At 36.9% G+C, this 16,663-nt stretch carries 13 protein-coding genes; 2 read left to right on the forward strand and 11 right to left on the reverse strand.

The annotated features are described in order from the left end of the window. Window positions 1-12: 12 nt before the first annotated feature. The 3 genes from pgi to galE all read right to left on the reverse strand — a co-directional run bounded on the left by pgi (window position 13) and on the right by galE (window position 3,696). The gene (pgi, locus tag IPZ60_RS01785; RefSeq protein WP_194196162.1) at window positions 13-1,689 is read right to left on the reverse strand and encodes a glucose-6-phosphate isomerase; all 1,677 of its coding nucleotides are present in this window, start codon (window positions 1,687-1,689) and stop codon (window positions 13-15) included. Window positions 1,690-1,692: 3 nt separating this feature from the next. Further along, window positions 1,693-2,565 (reverse strand): UTP--glucose-1-phosphate uridylyltransferase, encoded by an 873-nt coding sequence (locus IPZ60_RS01790; RefSeq protein ID WP_194196163.1) that lies wholly within the window; start codon window positions 2,563-2,565, stop codon window positions 1,693-1,695. 69 nt (window positions 2,566-2,634) lie between these two features. Next, entirely contained in the window at window positions 2,635-3,696 is a 1,062-nt protein-coding gene (gene galE, locus IPZ60_RS01795; protein WP_194196164.1) for a UDP-glucose 4-epimerase GalE, read from the reverse strand. 145 nt (window positions 3,697-3,841) lie between these two features. Here galE and IPZ60_RS01800 point away from each other — a divergent pair, with 145 nt between their 5' ends. Beyond that, a complete protein-coding gene (locus IPZ60_RS01800; protein WP_194196165.1) occupies window positions 3,842-4,828 on the forward strand; it encodes a capsular polysaccharide biosynthesis protein in 987 nt (328 codons plus the stop codon). A gap of 47 nt (window positions 4,829-4,875) precedes the next feature. Beyond that, window positions 4,876-6,135 carry a nucleotide sugar dehydrogenase gene (locus IPZ60_RS01805; RefSeq protein ID WP_194196166.1) on the forward strand — a complete coding sequence of 420 codons (1,260 nt, stop codon included), beginning with the start codon at window positions 4,876-4,878 and terminating at the stop codon, window positions 6,133-6,135. Between the two features lie 75 nt (window positions 6,136-6,210). On the opposite strand, the gene IPZ60_RS01810 is transcribed toward IPZ60_RS01805, so the two are convergent. The 8 genes from IPZ60_RS01810 to sucC all read right to left on the reverse strand — a co-directional run bounded on the left by IPZ60_RS01810 (window position 6,211) and on the right by sucC (window position 16,552). Beyond that, complete coding sequence (locus tag IPZ60_RS01810) at window positions 6,211-7,440, reverse strand: hypothetical protein (protein WP_194196167.1); 1,230 nt, start codon at window positions 7,438-7,440, stop codon at window positions 6,211-6,213. A gap of 60 nt (window positions 7,441-7,500) precedes the next feature. Then, window positions 7,501-8,634 carry a DegT/DnrJ/EryC1/StrS aminotransferase family protein gene (locus IPZ60_RS01815; protein ID WP_227669173.1) on the reverse strand — a complete coding sequence of 378 codons (1,134 nt, stop codon included), beginning with the start codon at window positions 8,632-8,634 and terminating at the stop codon, window positions 7,501-7,503. Then, window positions 8,618-9,181: a hypothetical protein gene (locus IPZ60_RS01820; protein ID WP_194196168.1), complete on the reverse strand. Its 564-nt coding sequence runs from the start codon at window positions 9,179-9,181 to the stop codon at window positions 8,618-8,620. The genes IPZ60_RS01815 and IPZ60_RS01820 overlap by 17 nt, the downstream gene beginning before the upstream one ends. A 19-nt stretch (window positions 9,182-9,200) precedes the next feature. After that, on the reverse strand, window positions 9,201-10,115 hold the full coding sequence (locus tag IPZ60_RS01825; protein ID WP_194196169.1) for a Gfo/Idh/MocA family oxidoreductase: 915 nt from the start codon (window positions 10,113-10,115) through the stop codon (window positions 9,201-9,203). Between the two features lie 55 nt (window positions 10,116-10,170). Next, window positions 10,171-12,867 (reverse strand): glycosyltransferase, encoded by a 2,697-nt coding sequence (locus IPZ60_RS01830; RefSeq protein WP_194196170.1) that lies wholly within the window; start codon window positions 12,865-12,867, stop codon window positions 10,171-10,173. An 8-nt stretch (window positions 12,868-12,875) separates the two neighbouring features. Beyond that, window positions 12,876-14,093, reverse strand: coding sequence for a glycosyltransferase (locus tag IPZ60_RS01835; protein ID WP_194196171.1), 1,218 nt, complete (start codon window positions 14,091-14,093; stop codon window positions 12,876-12,878). A gap of 267 nt (window positions 14,094-14,360) precedes the next feature. Then, entirely contained in the window at window positions 14,361-15,236 is an 876-nt protein-coding gene (gene sucD / locus IPZ60_RS01840) for a succinate--CoA ligase subunit alpha (RefSeq protein ID WP_194196172.1), read from the reverse strand. Between the two features lie 149 nt (window positions 15,237-15,385). Next, window positions 15,386-16,552 carry an ADP-forming succinate--CoA ligase subunit beta gene (gene sucC, locus IPZ60_RS01845; protein WP_194196173.1) on the reverse strand — a complete coding sequence of 389 codons (1,167 nt, stop codon included), beginning with the start codon at window positions 16,550-16,552 and terminating at the stop codon, window positions 15,386-15,388. Window positions 16,553-16,663 lie beyond the last annotated feature (111 nt).

The following is a 16,663-nucleotide window of genomic DNA, read 5'->3' on the forward strand; positions in this document are numbered from 1 at the left end:
TCGGCAGCAGAATTAAGACAGCTGTCTAATGTGTTGTAGCAGCTGATCAGTAGAGGTATCAAATTGATCTTGAGACTCTTGCTGTGTGTGTTGCATCGCTTGATGTACGGACTCTGCCATTTGCTTCCCCATCTCCACGCCCCATTGATCAAACGGGTTGATATCCCAGATACTGGCCATGACGTAGACCTTATGTTCATAAAGCGCAATCAGCGCTCCTAAACTATGCGGCGTCAGCTCATCGATCAGCAACGTGGTTGATGGTTGATTGCCACGGTAATATTTATACTTGTCCGCAGCAGAAGCTACTTGAACCTCAGACTCTTGGAGCGCAGCATTACCAAACGCCAGTACGCGACTTTGCGCCAAACAATTGGCTAAAGACAGTTCATGCTGTTGTTGTAATGAGGCGTTTTTCATTTCGCCACTATAGCGCCGCACGCAAGCAATAAAGTCGCAAGAGACTTGCTGTGTCCCTTGATGTAGCAATTGATAAAACGCATGCTGAGCATTGGAGCCAATCTCGCCCCATAGAATTGGGCACGTATCATAGTCAATATGATCGCCATGCTGAGTAACGGACTTACCATTACTTTCCATCTCTAACTGAGTTAAGTAGCTTGGCAAATAGCTGAGACGACCATCGTAGGGTAATACGGTGTGAGCGTTCACCTGTAAAAAGGTACTGTTCCAAACGGCAAGCAGCCCTAATAATACGGGCAAGTTCTCCGAAAAGTCAGCTTGCGCAAAGTGCTCGTCCATACTGTGAGCCCCAGCCAATAACTCTTTGAAACCAGACATACCAATACGAATAGCAATCGCCAGTCCAATCGCCGACCATAAAGAGAACCGACCGCCGACCCATTCCCAAAGTTGCAGCTGATGCTCAGGGTGAATCCCCCAAGCACTCATTTTTTCACTATTGGCTGATATTCCAATAAAATGGCGACGTAATACACTGTCTTCAGTACCCGCGCGCAGCTTAGCAGTGGCAAATAGCCAAGATAATGCCGTCTTAGCATTGGATAAAGTATCGACAGTACCAAAGGATTTGGACGATATGATAAATAGAGTCGTCTCAGGATTTAGATGTTTCAGCAAGTTATCAAGCTGAGTGCCATCCATGTTGGAGACAAAATGTACTTCTATCTCTGTATCTGCCCACTCATCAAGCGCAGTCGTCGCCATGAGCGGTCCAAGATCGGAGCCACCAACCCCAATATTAACGACATCAGTGATAGCCTTACCTGAAAAACCACGCCATGTGCCACTACGAACCCGCTCAGATAGTCTCGCTACCTGCGCTAAACTATGATGTACATCAGCAACGATATTTTGATTTTCAACTTGTAAAGTGGCTGTTTCTGGCAGGCGTAGCGCCGTATGTAGCGCCGCACGCTCTTCACTGGTATTCACCAAAGCGCCCTGCATAAGCGCATCAATACGTGTCGACAATTCACAGCTCTCTGCTAGCTGAAATAGAGTTGCCAGCACCTGTTCATCAATACATTGCTTGCTATAGTCCATGTACAGCGCGCCAGCTTGCATACTAAAGCGCGCAGCACGACTGTCATCTTGCGCAAACAGCTGTGCAAGCGACCATGGCTGCTTGGCAAGCGTTTGTAGTTGCTGCCAGTATTCAGAACGGCGAGCACTGTGATAGCTTATGTCGTCTTTGATATCAACCATCAGCTATTCATCTTCTGCTAATTGCTGCTCGGCAAAGTAGATAAACGCCTGCATATACGAGCGCATATCACCTGCATCATAGCTATTACCACGCATCGTCGTGACATTCACTCCGTATTCACTAATCAATGCATCAATGGCATCCGTCAGCTGAATCTCACCACCGACGGAGGCTTTAGTATTTGCCAAATAATCAAAAATCTTATTGCTAAAAACGTAACGACCAACAACTGCTAATTTAGAAGGTGCATCGGCTAAGTTAGGCTTTTCTACAAACCCTTCAACTTTAAAGCTAATGTTAATGTCTGATTGCTCATTAATATTACTGGCATCGCTCAACTTAGCAATACCGTATTTATGCACATCTTCATCGGCAACATTATCGACCAATATCTGTGAGTGGTTGTCTGCGCCAAAAGCATCCATCATAAAGGCTAAGTTATCAGCCGTCATATTACCAGTAAAAGGATCAAGCACGACATCAGGCAACAATACAGCAAAGTCATGCTCGCCAATGATTGGTCGAGCAGCGAGTACTGCATGACCCAAGCCTAAGGCTTTACCCTGACGTATCATCGACACCGTCACATCCTCTGGTAGCCAGTTTAAGCTATCAGCCAGCGCTTCTTTGCCTTTGTGGCGTAATTGATTGTCCAATTCAGCATTGATATCAAAGTAGTTTTCTATCGCACTTTTTTGCGCATGACCGACTAGAACAATATGTTTGATACCCGCAGCAATCGCCTCTTCAACGACATAATGAATAGCGGGACGATTACCTAAAGGCAATAACTCTTTAGGTACAGACTTAGACAGTGGCAGCATACGTGTACCAAAGCCTGCGACAGGAATAACGGCGTGAGTGATTTTTTTCATATGGATAAGATTGTTTCAAAAGTTAAGTTAGAATAAGGTAGTAGATAAACGATGATAGATTAACAAGTATCAAGATACATTGTATCCATTCGGGTTCGTGCTCTGCCAACGCCATGTATCTTGACACATATCAGCAATCGATAATTCAGTTTGCCACTCTAACAGCATTTTCGCTTTATCGGCACTGGCATAACAACTAGCAATGTCACCTGCTCGACGACCTGTAAACTGATAAGGAATAACCTGTCCAGATACGTCAGAAAATGCAGATACCAATTCTAAAACAGAAGTTCCTTTACCAGTTCCTAAATTAATAGGTAAAAAGCCTACTGAGTTCTTTTTTGTCGTACCACTTTCGTTTAGACTGGTTTGTTTATCTAGATAATTTAGTGCAGCCACGTGACCTTGAGCCAAATCAGTAACATGAATAAAGTCACGGATACCTGTCCCATCTACGGTAGGGTAGTCATTACCAAAGATACTGAGCTTATCAAGTTTGCCGACGGCCACTTGAGAAATATAAGGCATCAAGTTGTTAGGAATGTCATTGGGGTCTTCGCCAATCTGTCCTGATGTATGCGCGCCTACTGGATTAAAATATCTAAGAGCAATCAGGTTCCAACTGTCATCAGACACAGCTAAATCTTCTAAGATATGTTCAACTGCAAGCTTACTTTGTCCATAAGGATTGGTACAAGAGCGCTTCGAGCTCTCATCGATAGGTAAGGATTCAGGATCACCATAGACAGTGGCAGATGATGAAAAAACTAGATTTTTAATATTATATTCTGCCATAACTTCTAACAAGGTTATGGTGCCGTTGACATTGTTATTGTAATACAGCAATGGCTTTGCTACTGACTCCCCAACTGCTTTTAATCCAGCAAAGTGAATCACGCCAAAGAATTCGTGCGAAGCAAAGACTTCTCTGAGTAACTCAGTATCTCGAATATCCCCTTCGATAAACTCAACTGTCTGTCCAATAAGAGTAGAGACACGGTTAATCGCTTCACGGCTACTATTAGATAAGTTATCGTACACAACAACATCATAGCCTGCTTCATGTAATGCTATACAAGTATGGGAACCGATATATCCAGCACCGCCAGTAACTAATATTTTATTTTTCATAACATCGATCCGTTACTTTATGAATTAGTTATTCGTCTTTGCTCATAAATGCAACTATACTGGGAACTATAATACATTGCCAACGTAAATATATTAATAATGTATATCCAATCCTCCGCTACCAACCCAAGCCGTCGACTACGTCATGAAATTCAATAACTACTTCAAACCACTATTATCAGGTTACTATAGACACCATCGCTACCCTAATCAACGTTTGGCGCTAGTGGTTGGTATGTTGCCATGGAAAGATATCGTCAGCGAATGGGTGTTTGAATCGGCACATGTACAAATACAACGGCATTTCGATCAACGCTACTTCAACCTGTGGTTAAAACCCTTTATTAAACACGTCAATCCTGTCATCTATATTTGGGGTTATAAAGCACCTGAGTATTTCATTGATTATATACGAGAGCAAAATTTAGACATTTTCTTCTTAGAAGATGGTTTTATTCGTTCAGGGCCTGATGATGATAGTAGCGTTCCGCCATTATCTATCGTGATGGATAGCCAAGCCCCATACTTCGATACGACTCGTCCAAATGATTTGACAGATTTAATTGCCAACTTTGACTTTGAGCAGGACGGCTATGATGAGGTGTTGGCACGGGAGATGCTAGATTATTATATATCGCATAGGGTAAGCAAATATAATCATCAGCCTTATGTCGATGTTGCACCAATATATGGTGTTAAGAATAAAAAACGCATTTTGGTATTAGGTCAGGTACCACATGATGATTCATTAAAATACGGTGGCGGCATGGGCATTACACTGCTTGATGTAGTCAATCAGGCTATTGAGGAAAACCCTGACGCACAAATCATCGTAAAACCACATCCAATGACACTCGATGATTCATCCATTGTTAGCACACTTACTGAGCTAGATTGTCTTATATTGACCCAGCCCATCCATTTGGTTGATGCCTTAGAGACGATAGACCATGTCTATACAATTACTTCATTGGGTGGTTTCGAGGCGTTATTGAGAGGTAAAAAGGTCACAGTATTAGGGCGACCTTTTTATGAAAGCTTATGTATTAATGATGCAAAATCCAACACACCGTTACTTTCTCAGTTATTTTATATCTGCTATTATGCCTACAATCTTATAACTAATACTTAAACAACCGAATATTATCATCTAATTAATTCGTATCAAAAGGTCATTTAATGAATTCTAAGAAAATCGCGATCATAGGGTTAGGTTACGTAGGTCTACCACTGGCTTGCGCTTTCGCAAAGCAATATGATGTTATAGGTTTCGATATAAATGAAACACGTATTGATGAATTAACTAATGGAATTGATAAAACCAGAGAAGTAACTAGTGAATATTTAAAAAACACTTCTCGCCTCACCTTTTCTTCTGATGTCAAAGAAATAGCTGCAGCAAACGTATTTATTATTACCGTCCCTACGCCAATTGATGATAATAACTTACCTGACCTAACTCCCTTGATCAAAGCTTCGCAAATGTTGAGCAAGATCATCAAGAAAAACGATATCGTTATCTATGAGTCGACAGTATATCCAGGTGCTACAGAAGAGGTTTGTATTCCTGAATTAGAAAAGTCAAAACTTGAGCTAAATACAGATTTCGGTGTGGGCTACTCTCCTGAACGTATTAACCCTGGTGATAAACTACGTACAGTAGAGAATATATTAAAAGTTACTTCAGGTTCAAATTCTTACTATACAGATATAGTAGATGAGCTATACAGCTCAGTAATTACTGCTGGTACATTTAAAGCTTCATCTATCAAAGTTGCTGAAGCTTCTAAAGTTATTGAAAATACTCAGCGTGATGTCAATATTGCTTTGATAAACGAGCTGGCTCTTATTTTCAACGAAGTCGGTATAGACACCCATGAGGTAATAGAAGCAGCTGCTACCAAATGGAACTTTATCAAATTAATGCCAGGTTTAGTAGGTGGGCATTGTATTGGTGTAGACCCTTATTATCTCGCTCATAAAGCTTCCTCTTTAGGTTTAAACCCTAATTTAATTTTGACCTCGCGTGCAATCAATAACTCTATGAGTAAGTTTGTTGCCGAGCAAACTATTAAGAAACTTATTTCATATGGTAAGAACATCAAGGATGCACGTATTCTACTTTTAGGCGTCACTTTCAAAGAAAATTGCCCAGATGTTAGAAATACTAAAGTAACAGACATTGGTGTCGAGCTTGAAAAGTATGGCGTGAAAATGACTTACTCTGACCCTTGGGTCACTGAGGAGGATTGGAATAATCTAAACGTTGACCATATAGACTATGAAAGTATTGCAAAAGATAGTTTCGACGCTGTTATCGTAGCTGTGAACCATTCAGAGTTTGTTGGTGAAGACGACAAGATAAATAGTTTTTGTACTAAACCAAAAGTAATCATCGATGTTAAAGGCACATTAGTAAATCCAGATTGGCGTTTATAAATATATAAACCAGTGAGAGAAAAAGCAAGAGTATAATTAATACCCTTGCTTTCTACTAAAAATTACATGTTATTTTTACAATAGCTTATTTTCTATAGCTTGTGCTATATTTAGTTCCATAGATTGTTTCATATTCCTATAATCTATATCAGTAACATCATTTATAAAGTTGGTCCCAGTTTTATTGGTAAAAACCAGTCCACATCCAAAGTTTTCAATAATATCTGCAAGATAAGTTTTTTCGTAAGCAATTATAGGACACCCTAATGATTGAGCTTGAAAAAACTTATTAGGTAGTGCATATCTATAGCTAGGGTGGGTAGGATTTATTAAAATTAGAAAAAAAGGGTGTTGATAATGTACAATATGCTTTAAAAGAAAACTTTGATAATTCATGCCTTTAAATATTTTAAGACGATTAGAGTCACTATTCTCTTCCAAGTATACAATAGCCTCCTTTCTGTAATTACAAGCAATAACCAGTACATCATACTCGAAAGAAAGTCTAGCTATGTCTTCAAGGCCTCGATCTAAAGATACATTACCTATATATATCAGTACACACTTATTTATATTAGTCTTCTTACTAGGTATAGTTTTTACATTTTTGAAGTTTTGGTTATATATACAGTGTATATAATCAGACTTACAGTGGTACATATTTGATAAGGTGTCAGCAAGGTATTTGCTTATAGTTATTATATTTTTTCTACCTTTTAACTCTTCCATTTCTTTAAGGTAGATATAAAAAGATCTTTGAATCGAAGATTTATTCCTATTTCTAAAAACCTCAAGTTCGTGAATATCATATATATAATCTACATGATCATAAGAATTGACAATACTTGCAGACACTAAGTTATTGCAAATTACAGAGGTATAACCGGAGGTATCAATTTTCTTTGATAGTAAATAATTGTGATCATTACAAATTCCTTGTTTTGCTTTTCTTCTAAAAGCCAACGAAGAGTGATGAATAATCACCAATATTATAAACCATGGAAAATATATAATATTCCTTAAAGCTTTCCAATATAATTTCTTCAGAATCTTTTTCTTTTGACTCTCAGTGTAAATATTATCTGGCTTTACCCTTAGAATGGTAATATCATTAGTCAGTTTTTTTAATGCTTTTAATTGATTTAATACCCGTATATCAGTTTTTACATCTTCATCTGTAACAATTAATACACGTTCTAAATTAAAATCAATTAAATAGCTAAAAAAATCTTCAACAATTGCTGCTGTTTCTGTTTCTTCATAAATATGACTAATGTCATCTAGATTTATTTCTTCAATTAACATTCATATGTAGCCTGTTACATTTGCTCTATTCAAATTTTTTGTTGGTTACTCTATTTTTTGCTAAAAACTATAAAATGTTAAAATTTTATTACATATGTGAGTAATTTCATCGTCTGTCAAATAAGCATGCATTGGAAGACTTAAGACAGAGTCAGCAAATTCTATAGAGTTTTTGAGATCACCAAGTTGATATTTTGAGAATGAATTCAAGGCTTTAGTTTGACTCATTGTCTTAGGATAGTATATGGTAGTCGGAATACCTTCACCTTTAAGATAGTCCATTAGCTCTTCTCTTCTCTCCACTCTCAAAGTATACTGTGCCCAACTACTAGTATATCCTGACGGAATCTTAGGTACTATAATTTCATCAATTCCATCTAGAGCTGAAGAATATCTAACAGCTATTTTATTTTTTTCATCCACTTCACTATCAAATATTTTAATTTTTTCTAACAAAACAGCTGCTTGAATAGTATCAAGTCTACTATTATATCCAATATTTATATTTTCATATTTATGTGTTCCCTTACCGTGTACTCGTAAGGACTTGATATATTCTGCAACCTCTAAACTATCTGTAAATACAGCTCCTCCATCTCCGTAACAACCTAATGGTTTAGCTGGAAAAAAGCTAGTAGTACTTATATCTCCAAAACTACATGCACTATCATTACCAATCTTCCCTCCAAAGCCCTGTGCTGCGTCTTCCACATGCCATAATCCATACGATTTTGCCAATCTATCAATATCTTTATGTTTAGCTGGAAGTCCAAAAAGGTCTACACTTAAAATACCAGCTATTTTTTTATTGCTATTCTTCAACGCTAGTATTTTTCTCTCTAAATCTATAGGACATATATTGTATGTCTCATCAATATCTACAAAAATAGGTATAGCACCTAACTCCGCTATAACTTCAGAAGTAGCAAAAAATGTAAAATTAGTAGTAAGTACTAAATCATCTTTCTTAATATTAAGCGCAGCTAAAGCCAAACGAATTGCATCTGTACCATTTGCGCATCCAAGACAATATTTCCTACCTGTATATTCAGCTAGTTGCTGCTCTAAATCTACGCATTCTTGACCCATAATATATTGGCCTTTTTTCAGAACTCGAGATATAGCTTCGGCAATCTCTTTTTCAATTCTTTGTTGCTGGCGCTCTAGGTCTATAAAGTTAATTTGCATTATCATTCTCAAATTCATTTGTTAACTGTTCAAGCTTTGAACCATCGACATTATTACGGTCTAAACCTATTTTGTTGACACCTATTTCCTTTGATGGATTACCTGCATAGATACGGCCTGGCAAAACTTTAGCTTTTTTTGTTATTACTGTACCCATTCCAATCATTGAATAGCTACCAATTTTTTGTCTGGGGTGAACGATAGCGCCCATCCCTATATTAACAAAATCACCAACTGCTACATGCCCCCCTAAACAAACATGTGCAGAAATTATAGACTGCTTACCAATTATCACATCATGAGCTATATAAGCTGCCTTCATTAAAAAGCTGCTTTCACCAATCACAGTATCTCTGCAAGAACCTGCATCTACAGTAACGTTACCTGTAAGGACGACATTATCTTCAATCTTAACCGTATAATTTGAGTCTTTACCGAATTCTGCTTTGTACTCAGCGGGAAAACCAATAGTGCAGTTTGGTCCTATATATATATTATCGCCTAATACGACATTTTCATTAACAACAGCAGATGGATGGATTGTATTACTCATAAGTGATCCTATAGCTTACCTAAGAAACCAACGACTGTTTTCTAATTGATTCTGTCATTTCAATACAACAAACAGCTTCTTTTCCACCAAAACCCCTTCCTTCAAGTATTTCTTTATAACTTATTGTATGCAAATCGGTAAAACCTTTGGAGAACTCTACCAACTCATCGCCAATCTGTATCGCACGGAAGGTTGGTTGCTTACCTTTGACTTCTTCAGGTAAATCATCTGAATTGACTGATAGAAACCAGCTTACGTTCGCATTTTTAAATTTCAACTTACCCTTTGAAGAGTGCGAACCTTGAAAATCATTCTCATTAATAATTGGCTCACCAAATAGGTGATACAGAAGATCAAAGAAATGCACACCTATATTTGTCGCTATACCGCCCGATTTATTTATGTCACCTTTCCAGCTCTCTTGATACCATTTACCACGAGACGTAATGTACTGTATCTCGCAATCATACTGCTTATCAGGATTTTCCAGCAACTCTTGATCAATTTGAGACTTTAAAGAAATAACAGCATCATGTAAACGTAACTGAAGAATGTTATAAAGACGTTTTCCTGTTTCTTGCTCTACCAACTGTATTTCTTCAAGATCCGCTTTATTTAAAACTAAGGGCTTCTCACATATGACGTCACATCCCATTCTCAATGCAAGAGTTATATGCGATAAGTGCAGATAATTGGGAGAGCATATAGATATGTAGTCTACTTTTGTAGCCCCATTTCGTTGCAGCTGATATATATAATGAGAAAAACGTTCAAACTCAGTAAAAAATTCAGAATCAGGTGAAATACTATCAATCACGCCTACAGAATCGGATTTATCATAAGCTGCAACTAAAGTACCGCCTAGTTCTTTGATAGCTTTCATGTGTCGCGGTGCTATATATCCAGCAGCACCGATTAATGCAAATCTTTTCATAACTACCTTCTCTAAATAAAATTCAATATAGGTAAACTAAACTCTTCTACTATTACTATTTTTTGAGGCCTAATTTTCTTAATACTCTGAATGGAGCCTTACTAATCGGATTGTCAAAAATTTGCTTATTATTAGTACCATCATTAAGAAAATAAGACATTTTATCAATTATGTCTAAAGGTACACTTCTTGAATTTTTACTCTGCAGACTCCTGTCTGAATTAATTTTTTGAGTACTTTTCTTTGTCAAATGATTTAATTTTTTTAGAAGTAAATCTTTTTCCTTCTGAAGATTTTTTAGTTGTCCTGTCTTTATTAATTCCTTTTCCATCATTTTAAGAAGAGTATTGTTCAGCGTTAGAGAATCAATTATTTTAGGATTATTATATGCATCACGATAAATATTTTTATATTTTATCGCAACCTTATTCATACAATGATAGTCTTCTACGAATTTTCGACCAGTACGTCCCTTTTCCATTACTTTATTCCGGTCATATATTAACTCTTTTATCACATCTTTAATATTTTCAGGATTGGCATTAACTATTGGCTTATTAAAGGGAGTAAGATGATGTTCTATATCTTCTCGAATATAAGCGACCGTACACTTCCCAAGGGCCATAGCTTCAACACTTGCAACGCCATACCAACCTATTCTCAGCTGATCAATCACAATGTCTGCATTTGAATACATTTCAATAACTTCATCGTGTGAAACACCTGTTACAAATTCAAATCTAAATTTATGACCTTCTTCTTTCAACTCATCTAGAGCTTGTTGAATATAATGACTACCTTTAACACCTTCTCTAGAAGGAACATGTACTATCAGAGGACCTTCTTTATCCCATGTCTCAACAGAAGAAAAGTTATCTGCATTGTATTGAAAAAGCTCTAAATTAATAGATCTTGGTACAATTTTAGCATCAGGCACATAAGTAAGCATCTCTGGATCAGAAACAATTATCTGATCACAGACTGCTCTACAGTAATCTATAAACTTTTTTTGGTACTCTTCAGGATTGCTTTCGATAATTCGATTTGGATTTTCATCCACATAATTAAATTTATTTATTTCTTTAAATTTAGAATGTAGACGAATCTCGCCTCCTCTAAAGCTCATAACGACTAACTTACCTGCACTTTTCAACTCTAAAAGATCTAGCCCTGTTGGAAATTCCATATTAGACATACGGTATAGAGATCTAAAATGAAAATGAAACAAATCATATTTTGGTAACAACCTGTTCAAATAGTAAAAATTCTTTCTAATCTGAGAACCTTCAGACAACTCAAAATCTCTACCATAATGCATTTTATTGCCGCTGCTAAAGCACACACTATCCGCAACTTCAAACCCTACCTTTCTTAACCCACGGGTAATTGTATAAGGCTGATTGGCTGCTCCTGATAATCCGTGTAATACTCTTAGTTCTTCGATTTTATATTTAGGTTTTAATTCAAACAACTCTCTATTTTTATAAACTATAAGGCTCTTTTCATAAACTTCTTTGAGCTGGTGTTCAGCAAAGTCCCATGAATATCTATATTTTAGGTCTTCCGTAATGTTAGATTTAAACATTTTATAGTTTACAACTAAATCGTTAATCGCTCTACTAAGTTCATAGGTATTACCAGGCTCAAAAGTAGTACCAACCTGATACTTTTCCATAAACTTAACCATTGCTGCCGTAGAACTGGTCACAATAGGCAAGTTTGCATGGACATACTCTGAAACCTTAGTTGGAATAGCCACTTCAGAGTTGCCATAACTTAATAAAGGATTTAGCCCAAAATCAGCATCTTGTATAAAAGAAGATACTTCAGAATTATCGACATATCCATGAAAATACAGTCTGTTATCAACATTTAAGTCTTTAGCTAATTGAATACATTCTTCTTTAAAGGAATCTTCCTGGTTGGTTATAATCGCAATATTCAGGTCAGTATTAATTTCTAAAACCTCGATAATATTTAGAATTCCGCGGTTCAATCCTATGCGCCCAACATATATTCCTAAAATTTTTTCGTCATCTAAACCAATGCTTTTTCTTAATGTAGGCTGGTAATCACTTCTGAAGCTGTCCAACCTAGGTGAGTTATTTATTATTAAAGGTCTTTCCTTCAATTCGTAGTGTTCTTCTAGCTTATCTGCTAATGCATTAGATACTGTAAATAAGCAATCTGGGTCATGAATACGTTTCCCTTCAAAATCAGAGCAATGATTCATTATATTTTTTGGTAAATGATCAAGGCCTAGTACATATTCGTGAATATCATGAATCCAAGGTATATTAAATCCTTTAGCACTTAAGTAATTACACATTAAATAACCAATTTCAATACCATACATATCATGTGTATGTAAAATATCGGGTTCTAACTCTATTAATAGTTTTTTAGATGACTCAAAATATTGATTAACAAAAATACGATAGTCTCGTTTATTTAAATCTCGTTCAAACTTACCCATTTTTAAAAGATCAAACTTAGGATTTTGAACTAGAATTACATTAATATCATTTATAGTTGTATAAATGTTATCCTTAGTTCTGGACATACCTAGTATAGTAACCTTGTAACCTAAATCTTGCGCGGTTTCTGCAACTTTAATGACGCGACTATCCCCTACCACACCGTTTAATACCTGAAATACGATATGAGTTTTCTTGTCATTATTTAATTCAATAACTTCTGATAATTCTAGGTAAGGTTCTAACTCTTTACTATTTTGATGCTTGAACTTCATAGTTGTTCCTACTTAATATAAGTTAGAGTATTAACAATATTTATTAATTTACTTTCTTGGGTTTCCAATGAGTAGATTCTAGTAAAGTCATCAAAAGATTTTTGGTTGTAAAAGCTTTCTTTATTTTCTAAAATTGATTTGATTGTTTCTTTAAAATTATCAAAATTATATATATCAAATTCAATACCAAAGTTATATTCTTTAACTAAACTAGCACATTTTAAATCTTTATTAACCATTATAGGAATTTTAGCGAATGACATTTCGAAAAGTTTATTAGGCATAGAGTACTCATATGATTTCGTCATACTCTCGATACTAATAATGCCAATATCTACTCCCTTAATATAATCAACCACATTATTAGGTGGAACTGGCTCAAGAAAGTGAACTTGATTTTTAACATGTAAATTATCGATAACACTATCAATGTTCGCCTTAAAAGTATTATCCCATCCTCCGAGGTTTACTAAGTGTACGTTCGGTAAATCTTTTAAGTAACGAACGATTACTTCGATACCTCTACCATAAGTGAGCTTTCCAACATGCAGTAGTATGATGCTATCACTTTCAAGCTTTAAATCATCTCTTAATGGATTTTTACCAATAGGCAATTTATCTCTGCTTGGACTATTATAAATACAGGAGATCGGATAAGTTCCATATATCTGCTGCATTTCATCAGCAATATAATGACTGCAAGTAATAATATCATCACAGTATCTTATACAAAAACCTTCTAAAATCCTGACGAATAATTTGTTCATTTTAGTTAAAGGAGGCATTCTGTGTAGCTCATACTCATGAGAGTCATAAACTAATTTAGAATTTGGATGCTTCTTTTTAAGTAAAACTCCTACAGGAAGTGTAATTAAATCATTAGCAATTATTACTTCGAGCAGTTCAGGATATGCCTCATTCTTCCAGAGATTAGTATAGCTCAAATAACGATAGTACTTCAAAAAACTAGGTTTTACTTTTTTCTTTATCTTTTTAGGAATTAATTTAAGTAATTTATCAGTAGATGAACTAGGATTCCAAAACTTGCTTTCAATACTAAACTGTTCTACATCAAGAAATGATAGTTTTATATTTTTCTTCTTGTATACGGTATTTAATATAACCATGTATCCATTGGAGCATAAAGCTTTGACAGTTTTCTGTACACGGTTATCATATTCACAGTCATTAGACACTAGTACAACGACTAACTTGTTTTTTATCATCTAATACTCATTATCAATTCAGAACACTATGGGAGCAATGGGTTCTTATGTTGGTCTTCGCAAGCGTTGTCATCAAATATTCTATATAAACCTTAACTGTCATCCATCGTATAAAAATAGAAGATATTAAAATAAATATTTACTTTATAGTTAAACAACATATTCAGAATATAGCTCTTTGAGGCAAATAAAAACACCCCATTGTAGGGGTGTCTTTACTTTTTTTCAATGTAGTTTTGGTAGTTACTTAATAGACTTATGTCTATATTACCAACCAGTAACTTCTTTTAGCTTTTCGCCAAGCTTAGATGGGTCACGTGTATACGCGATGCCAGCATCTTCAAACGCTTTGAATTTCTCTTCAGCAGTACCTTGACCACCAGAGATGATAGCGCCAGCATGACCCATACGCTTGCCTTCTGGAGCGGTAACACCAGCGATATAACCAACAACTGGCTTAGTTACATGGTCTTTGATATAAGCAGCAGCTTCTTCTTCAGCAGTACCACCGATCTCACCGATTAAGATGATAGCTTCAGTTTGTGGATCAGCTTCAAACAATTTCAGTGCGTCAATCTGGTTCATACCAGGGATAGGATCACCACCGATACCGATACAAGTTGACTGACCAAAACCAAGCTTAGTTGTCTGAGCAACGGCTTCATAAGTCAATGTACCAGAGCGTGAGATGATGCCCACTTTACCTGGCTGATGGATATGGCCTGGCATGATGCCGATTTTGCACTGACCCGGAGTGATAACACCTGGGCAGTTAGGACCAACTAGACGCACATCGCCCGCTTCTTCAAGATAGCGTTTGGCTTTTAGCATATCGATAGTCGGTACGCCTTCAGTGATCACTACGATCAACTTAACGCCAGCATCGATTGCTTCAACAATAGAATCTAGTACGAATGGTGCAGGTACATAGATAACAGAAGCATCAGCTTGAGTCGCTTCCATGGCTTCTGACATAGTGTTAAATACTGGTAGGCCTAAGTGCGTTTGACCGCCTTTACCTGGCGTTACGCCGCCGACTACTTTAGTACCGTATTCGATCGCTTGCTCAGAGTGGAACGTACCATTTTTACCAGTGAAACCTTGTACCAATACTTTGGTATCTTTATCGATTAATACACTCATTATTTATTCCTTGTATTCGGTTGTCTTGTGATAGCGACTCTCAACACCATTTTTATTCAATATTAATGGTTAGTTTTTATATGAAAGCCACCATCACGCGTTGACTACTATGCTTTGGTATTTATTGCTAAATACCAATCATTAAAGACTTAGGCTTTAACCGCATCGACAATTTTTTGAGCGGCATCGGCTAGGCCTTGAGCTGTAGTCAGCTTAAGACCAGACTCTTCTAGAATTTGTAAGCCTTTTTCAGCATTATTACCTTCTAGACGTACAACCACAGGTACTTGTACATCGACTTCTTTAACAGCAGCGATAATCGCTTCTGCAATCATGTCACAACGTACGATACCACCGAAGATATTGATTAGAACACCTTCAACGCTGCTGTCTTCAAGAATGATCTTGAATGCTTCAACAACGCGATCTTTAGTTGCGCCGCCGCCAACGTCCAAGAAGTTAGCAGGCTTGCCGCCATACAATTTGATGATGTCCATCGTTGCCATTGCAAGACCAGCACCGTTAACCATACAACCGATGTTACCTTCTAGGGCAACGTAGTTTAGGTCAAACTCAGCAGCTTTAAGCTCACGCTCGTTTTCTTGAGTTTTGTCTTGTAGTGCTGCAATTTTAGGCAGACGATATAGTGCGTTTGAATCGATACCAATTTTGCCATCAACACAAACGATTTCGCCATTTTCGCGAACAGCTAACGGGTTGATTTCCATTAGAGCAAAGTCGTTTTCAACGAATGCTTTATAAGCGCCAGTCATCAATTTAACGAACTGATTGATTTGCTTACCTTCTAGACCAAGTTTGAACGCAACATCGCGCGCTTGGAAAGGCATTAGACCAACTAAAGGATCAACATGCACTTTAAAGATTTTTTCTGGGGTGCTGTGTGCAACTTCTTCGATATCAACACCACCTTCGGTTGATGCCATGAAAGTTACGCGACGAGTCGCACGATCAACCACTGCACCAAGATATAGCTCAGTTTGTACTGGATACATGTCTTCTGCAACCAATACGAAGTTAACTGGTTGACCATCAGCGTCAGTTTGGAAAGTAACCAAATTGGTACCGATTAGCTCTTCAGTTACTTGCTTCGCTTCTTCACGAGTTTTAACCAGTTTTACACCACCAGCTTTACCGCGACCACCAGCATGTACTTGCGCTTTAATAACCGCAATGTCAGTTGGCGTTTTATCAAAAGCAGCAGCAGCTTCGTCGCCGTTATGGGCGATGATGCCTTCTTGAATCGGCAAACCATAGCTTTTTAACAGCTCTTTTGCTTGATACTCATGTAAATTCATTGATTGTATCCTTTATTTTTTACAATTAATAAAAAGTGAAAATGAGTGCGCATATATATTAGACATCCGTCTGGCGCACTCGTGACTGTAGTGATAGCTGTGACAGCGACA

The organism is Psychrobacter sp. NG25 (assembly GCF_015234355.1).
Lineage (GTDB): Bacteria > Pseudomonadota > Gammaproteobacteria > Pseudomonadales > Moraxellaceae > Psychrobacter.

Bases quoted from the DNA above. Each gene is read 5' to 3' on its own strand.
- pgi (WP_194196162.1), bottom strand. From the start codon at position 1,689: ATGGTTGATATCAAAGACGACATAAGCTATCACAGTGCTCGCCGTTCT.
- IPZ60_RS01790 (WP_194196163.1), bottom strand. From the start codon at position 2,565: ATGAAAAAAATCACTCACGCCGTTATTCCTGTCGCAGGCTTTGGTACA.
- galE (WP_194196164.1), bottom strand. From the start codon at position 3,696: ATGAAAAATAAAATATTAGTTACTGGCGGTGCTGGATATATCGGTTCC.
- IPZ60_RS01800 (WP_194196165.1), top strand. From the start codon at position 3,842: ATGAAATTCAATAACTACTTCAAACCACTATTATCAGGTTACTATAGA.
- IPZ60_RS01805 (WP_194196166.1), top strand. From the start codon at position 4,876: ATGAATTCTAAGAAAATCGCGATCATAGGGTTAGGTTACGTAGGTCTA.
- IPZ60_RS01810 (WP_194196167.1), bottom strand. From the start codon at position 7,440: ATGTTAATTGAAGAAATAAATCTAGATGACATTAGTCATATTTATGAA.
- IPZ60_RS01815 (WP_227669173.1), bottom strand. From the start codon at position 8,634: ATGATAATGCAAATTAACTTTATAGACCTAGAGCGCCAGCAACAAAGA.
- IPZ60_RS01820 (WP_194196168.1), bottom strand. From the start codon at position 9,181: ATGAGTAATACAATCCATCCATCTGCTGTTGTTAATGAAAATGTCGTA.
- IPZ60_RS01825 (WP_194196169.1), bottom strand. From the start codon at position 10,115: ATGAAAAGATTTGCATTAATCGGTGCTGCTGGATATATAGCACCGCGA.
- IPZ60_RS01830 (WP_194196170.1), bottom strand. From the start codon at position 12,867: ATGAAGTTCAAGCATCAAAATAGTAAAGAGTTAGAACCTTACCTAGAA.
- IPZ60_RS01835 (WP_194196171.1), bottom strand. From the start codon at position 14,093: ATGATAAAAAACAAGTTAGTCGTTGTACTAGTGTCTAATGACTGTGAA.
- sucD (WP_194196172.1), bottom strand. From the start codon at position 15,236: ATGAGTGTATTAATCGATAAAGATACCAAAGTATTGGTACAAGGTTTC.
- sucC (WP_194196173.1), bottom strand. From the start codon at position 16,552: ATGAATTTACATGAGTATCAAGCAAAAGAGCTGTTAAAAAGCTATGGT.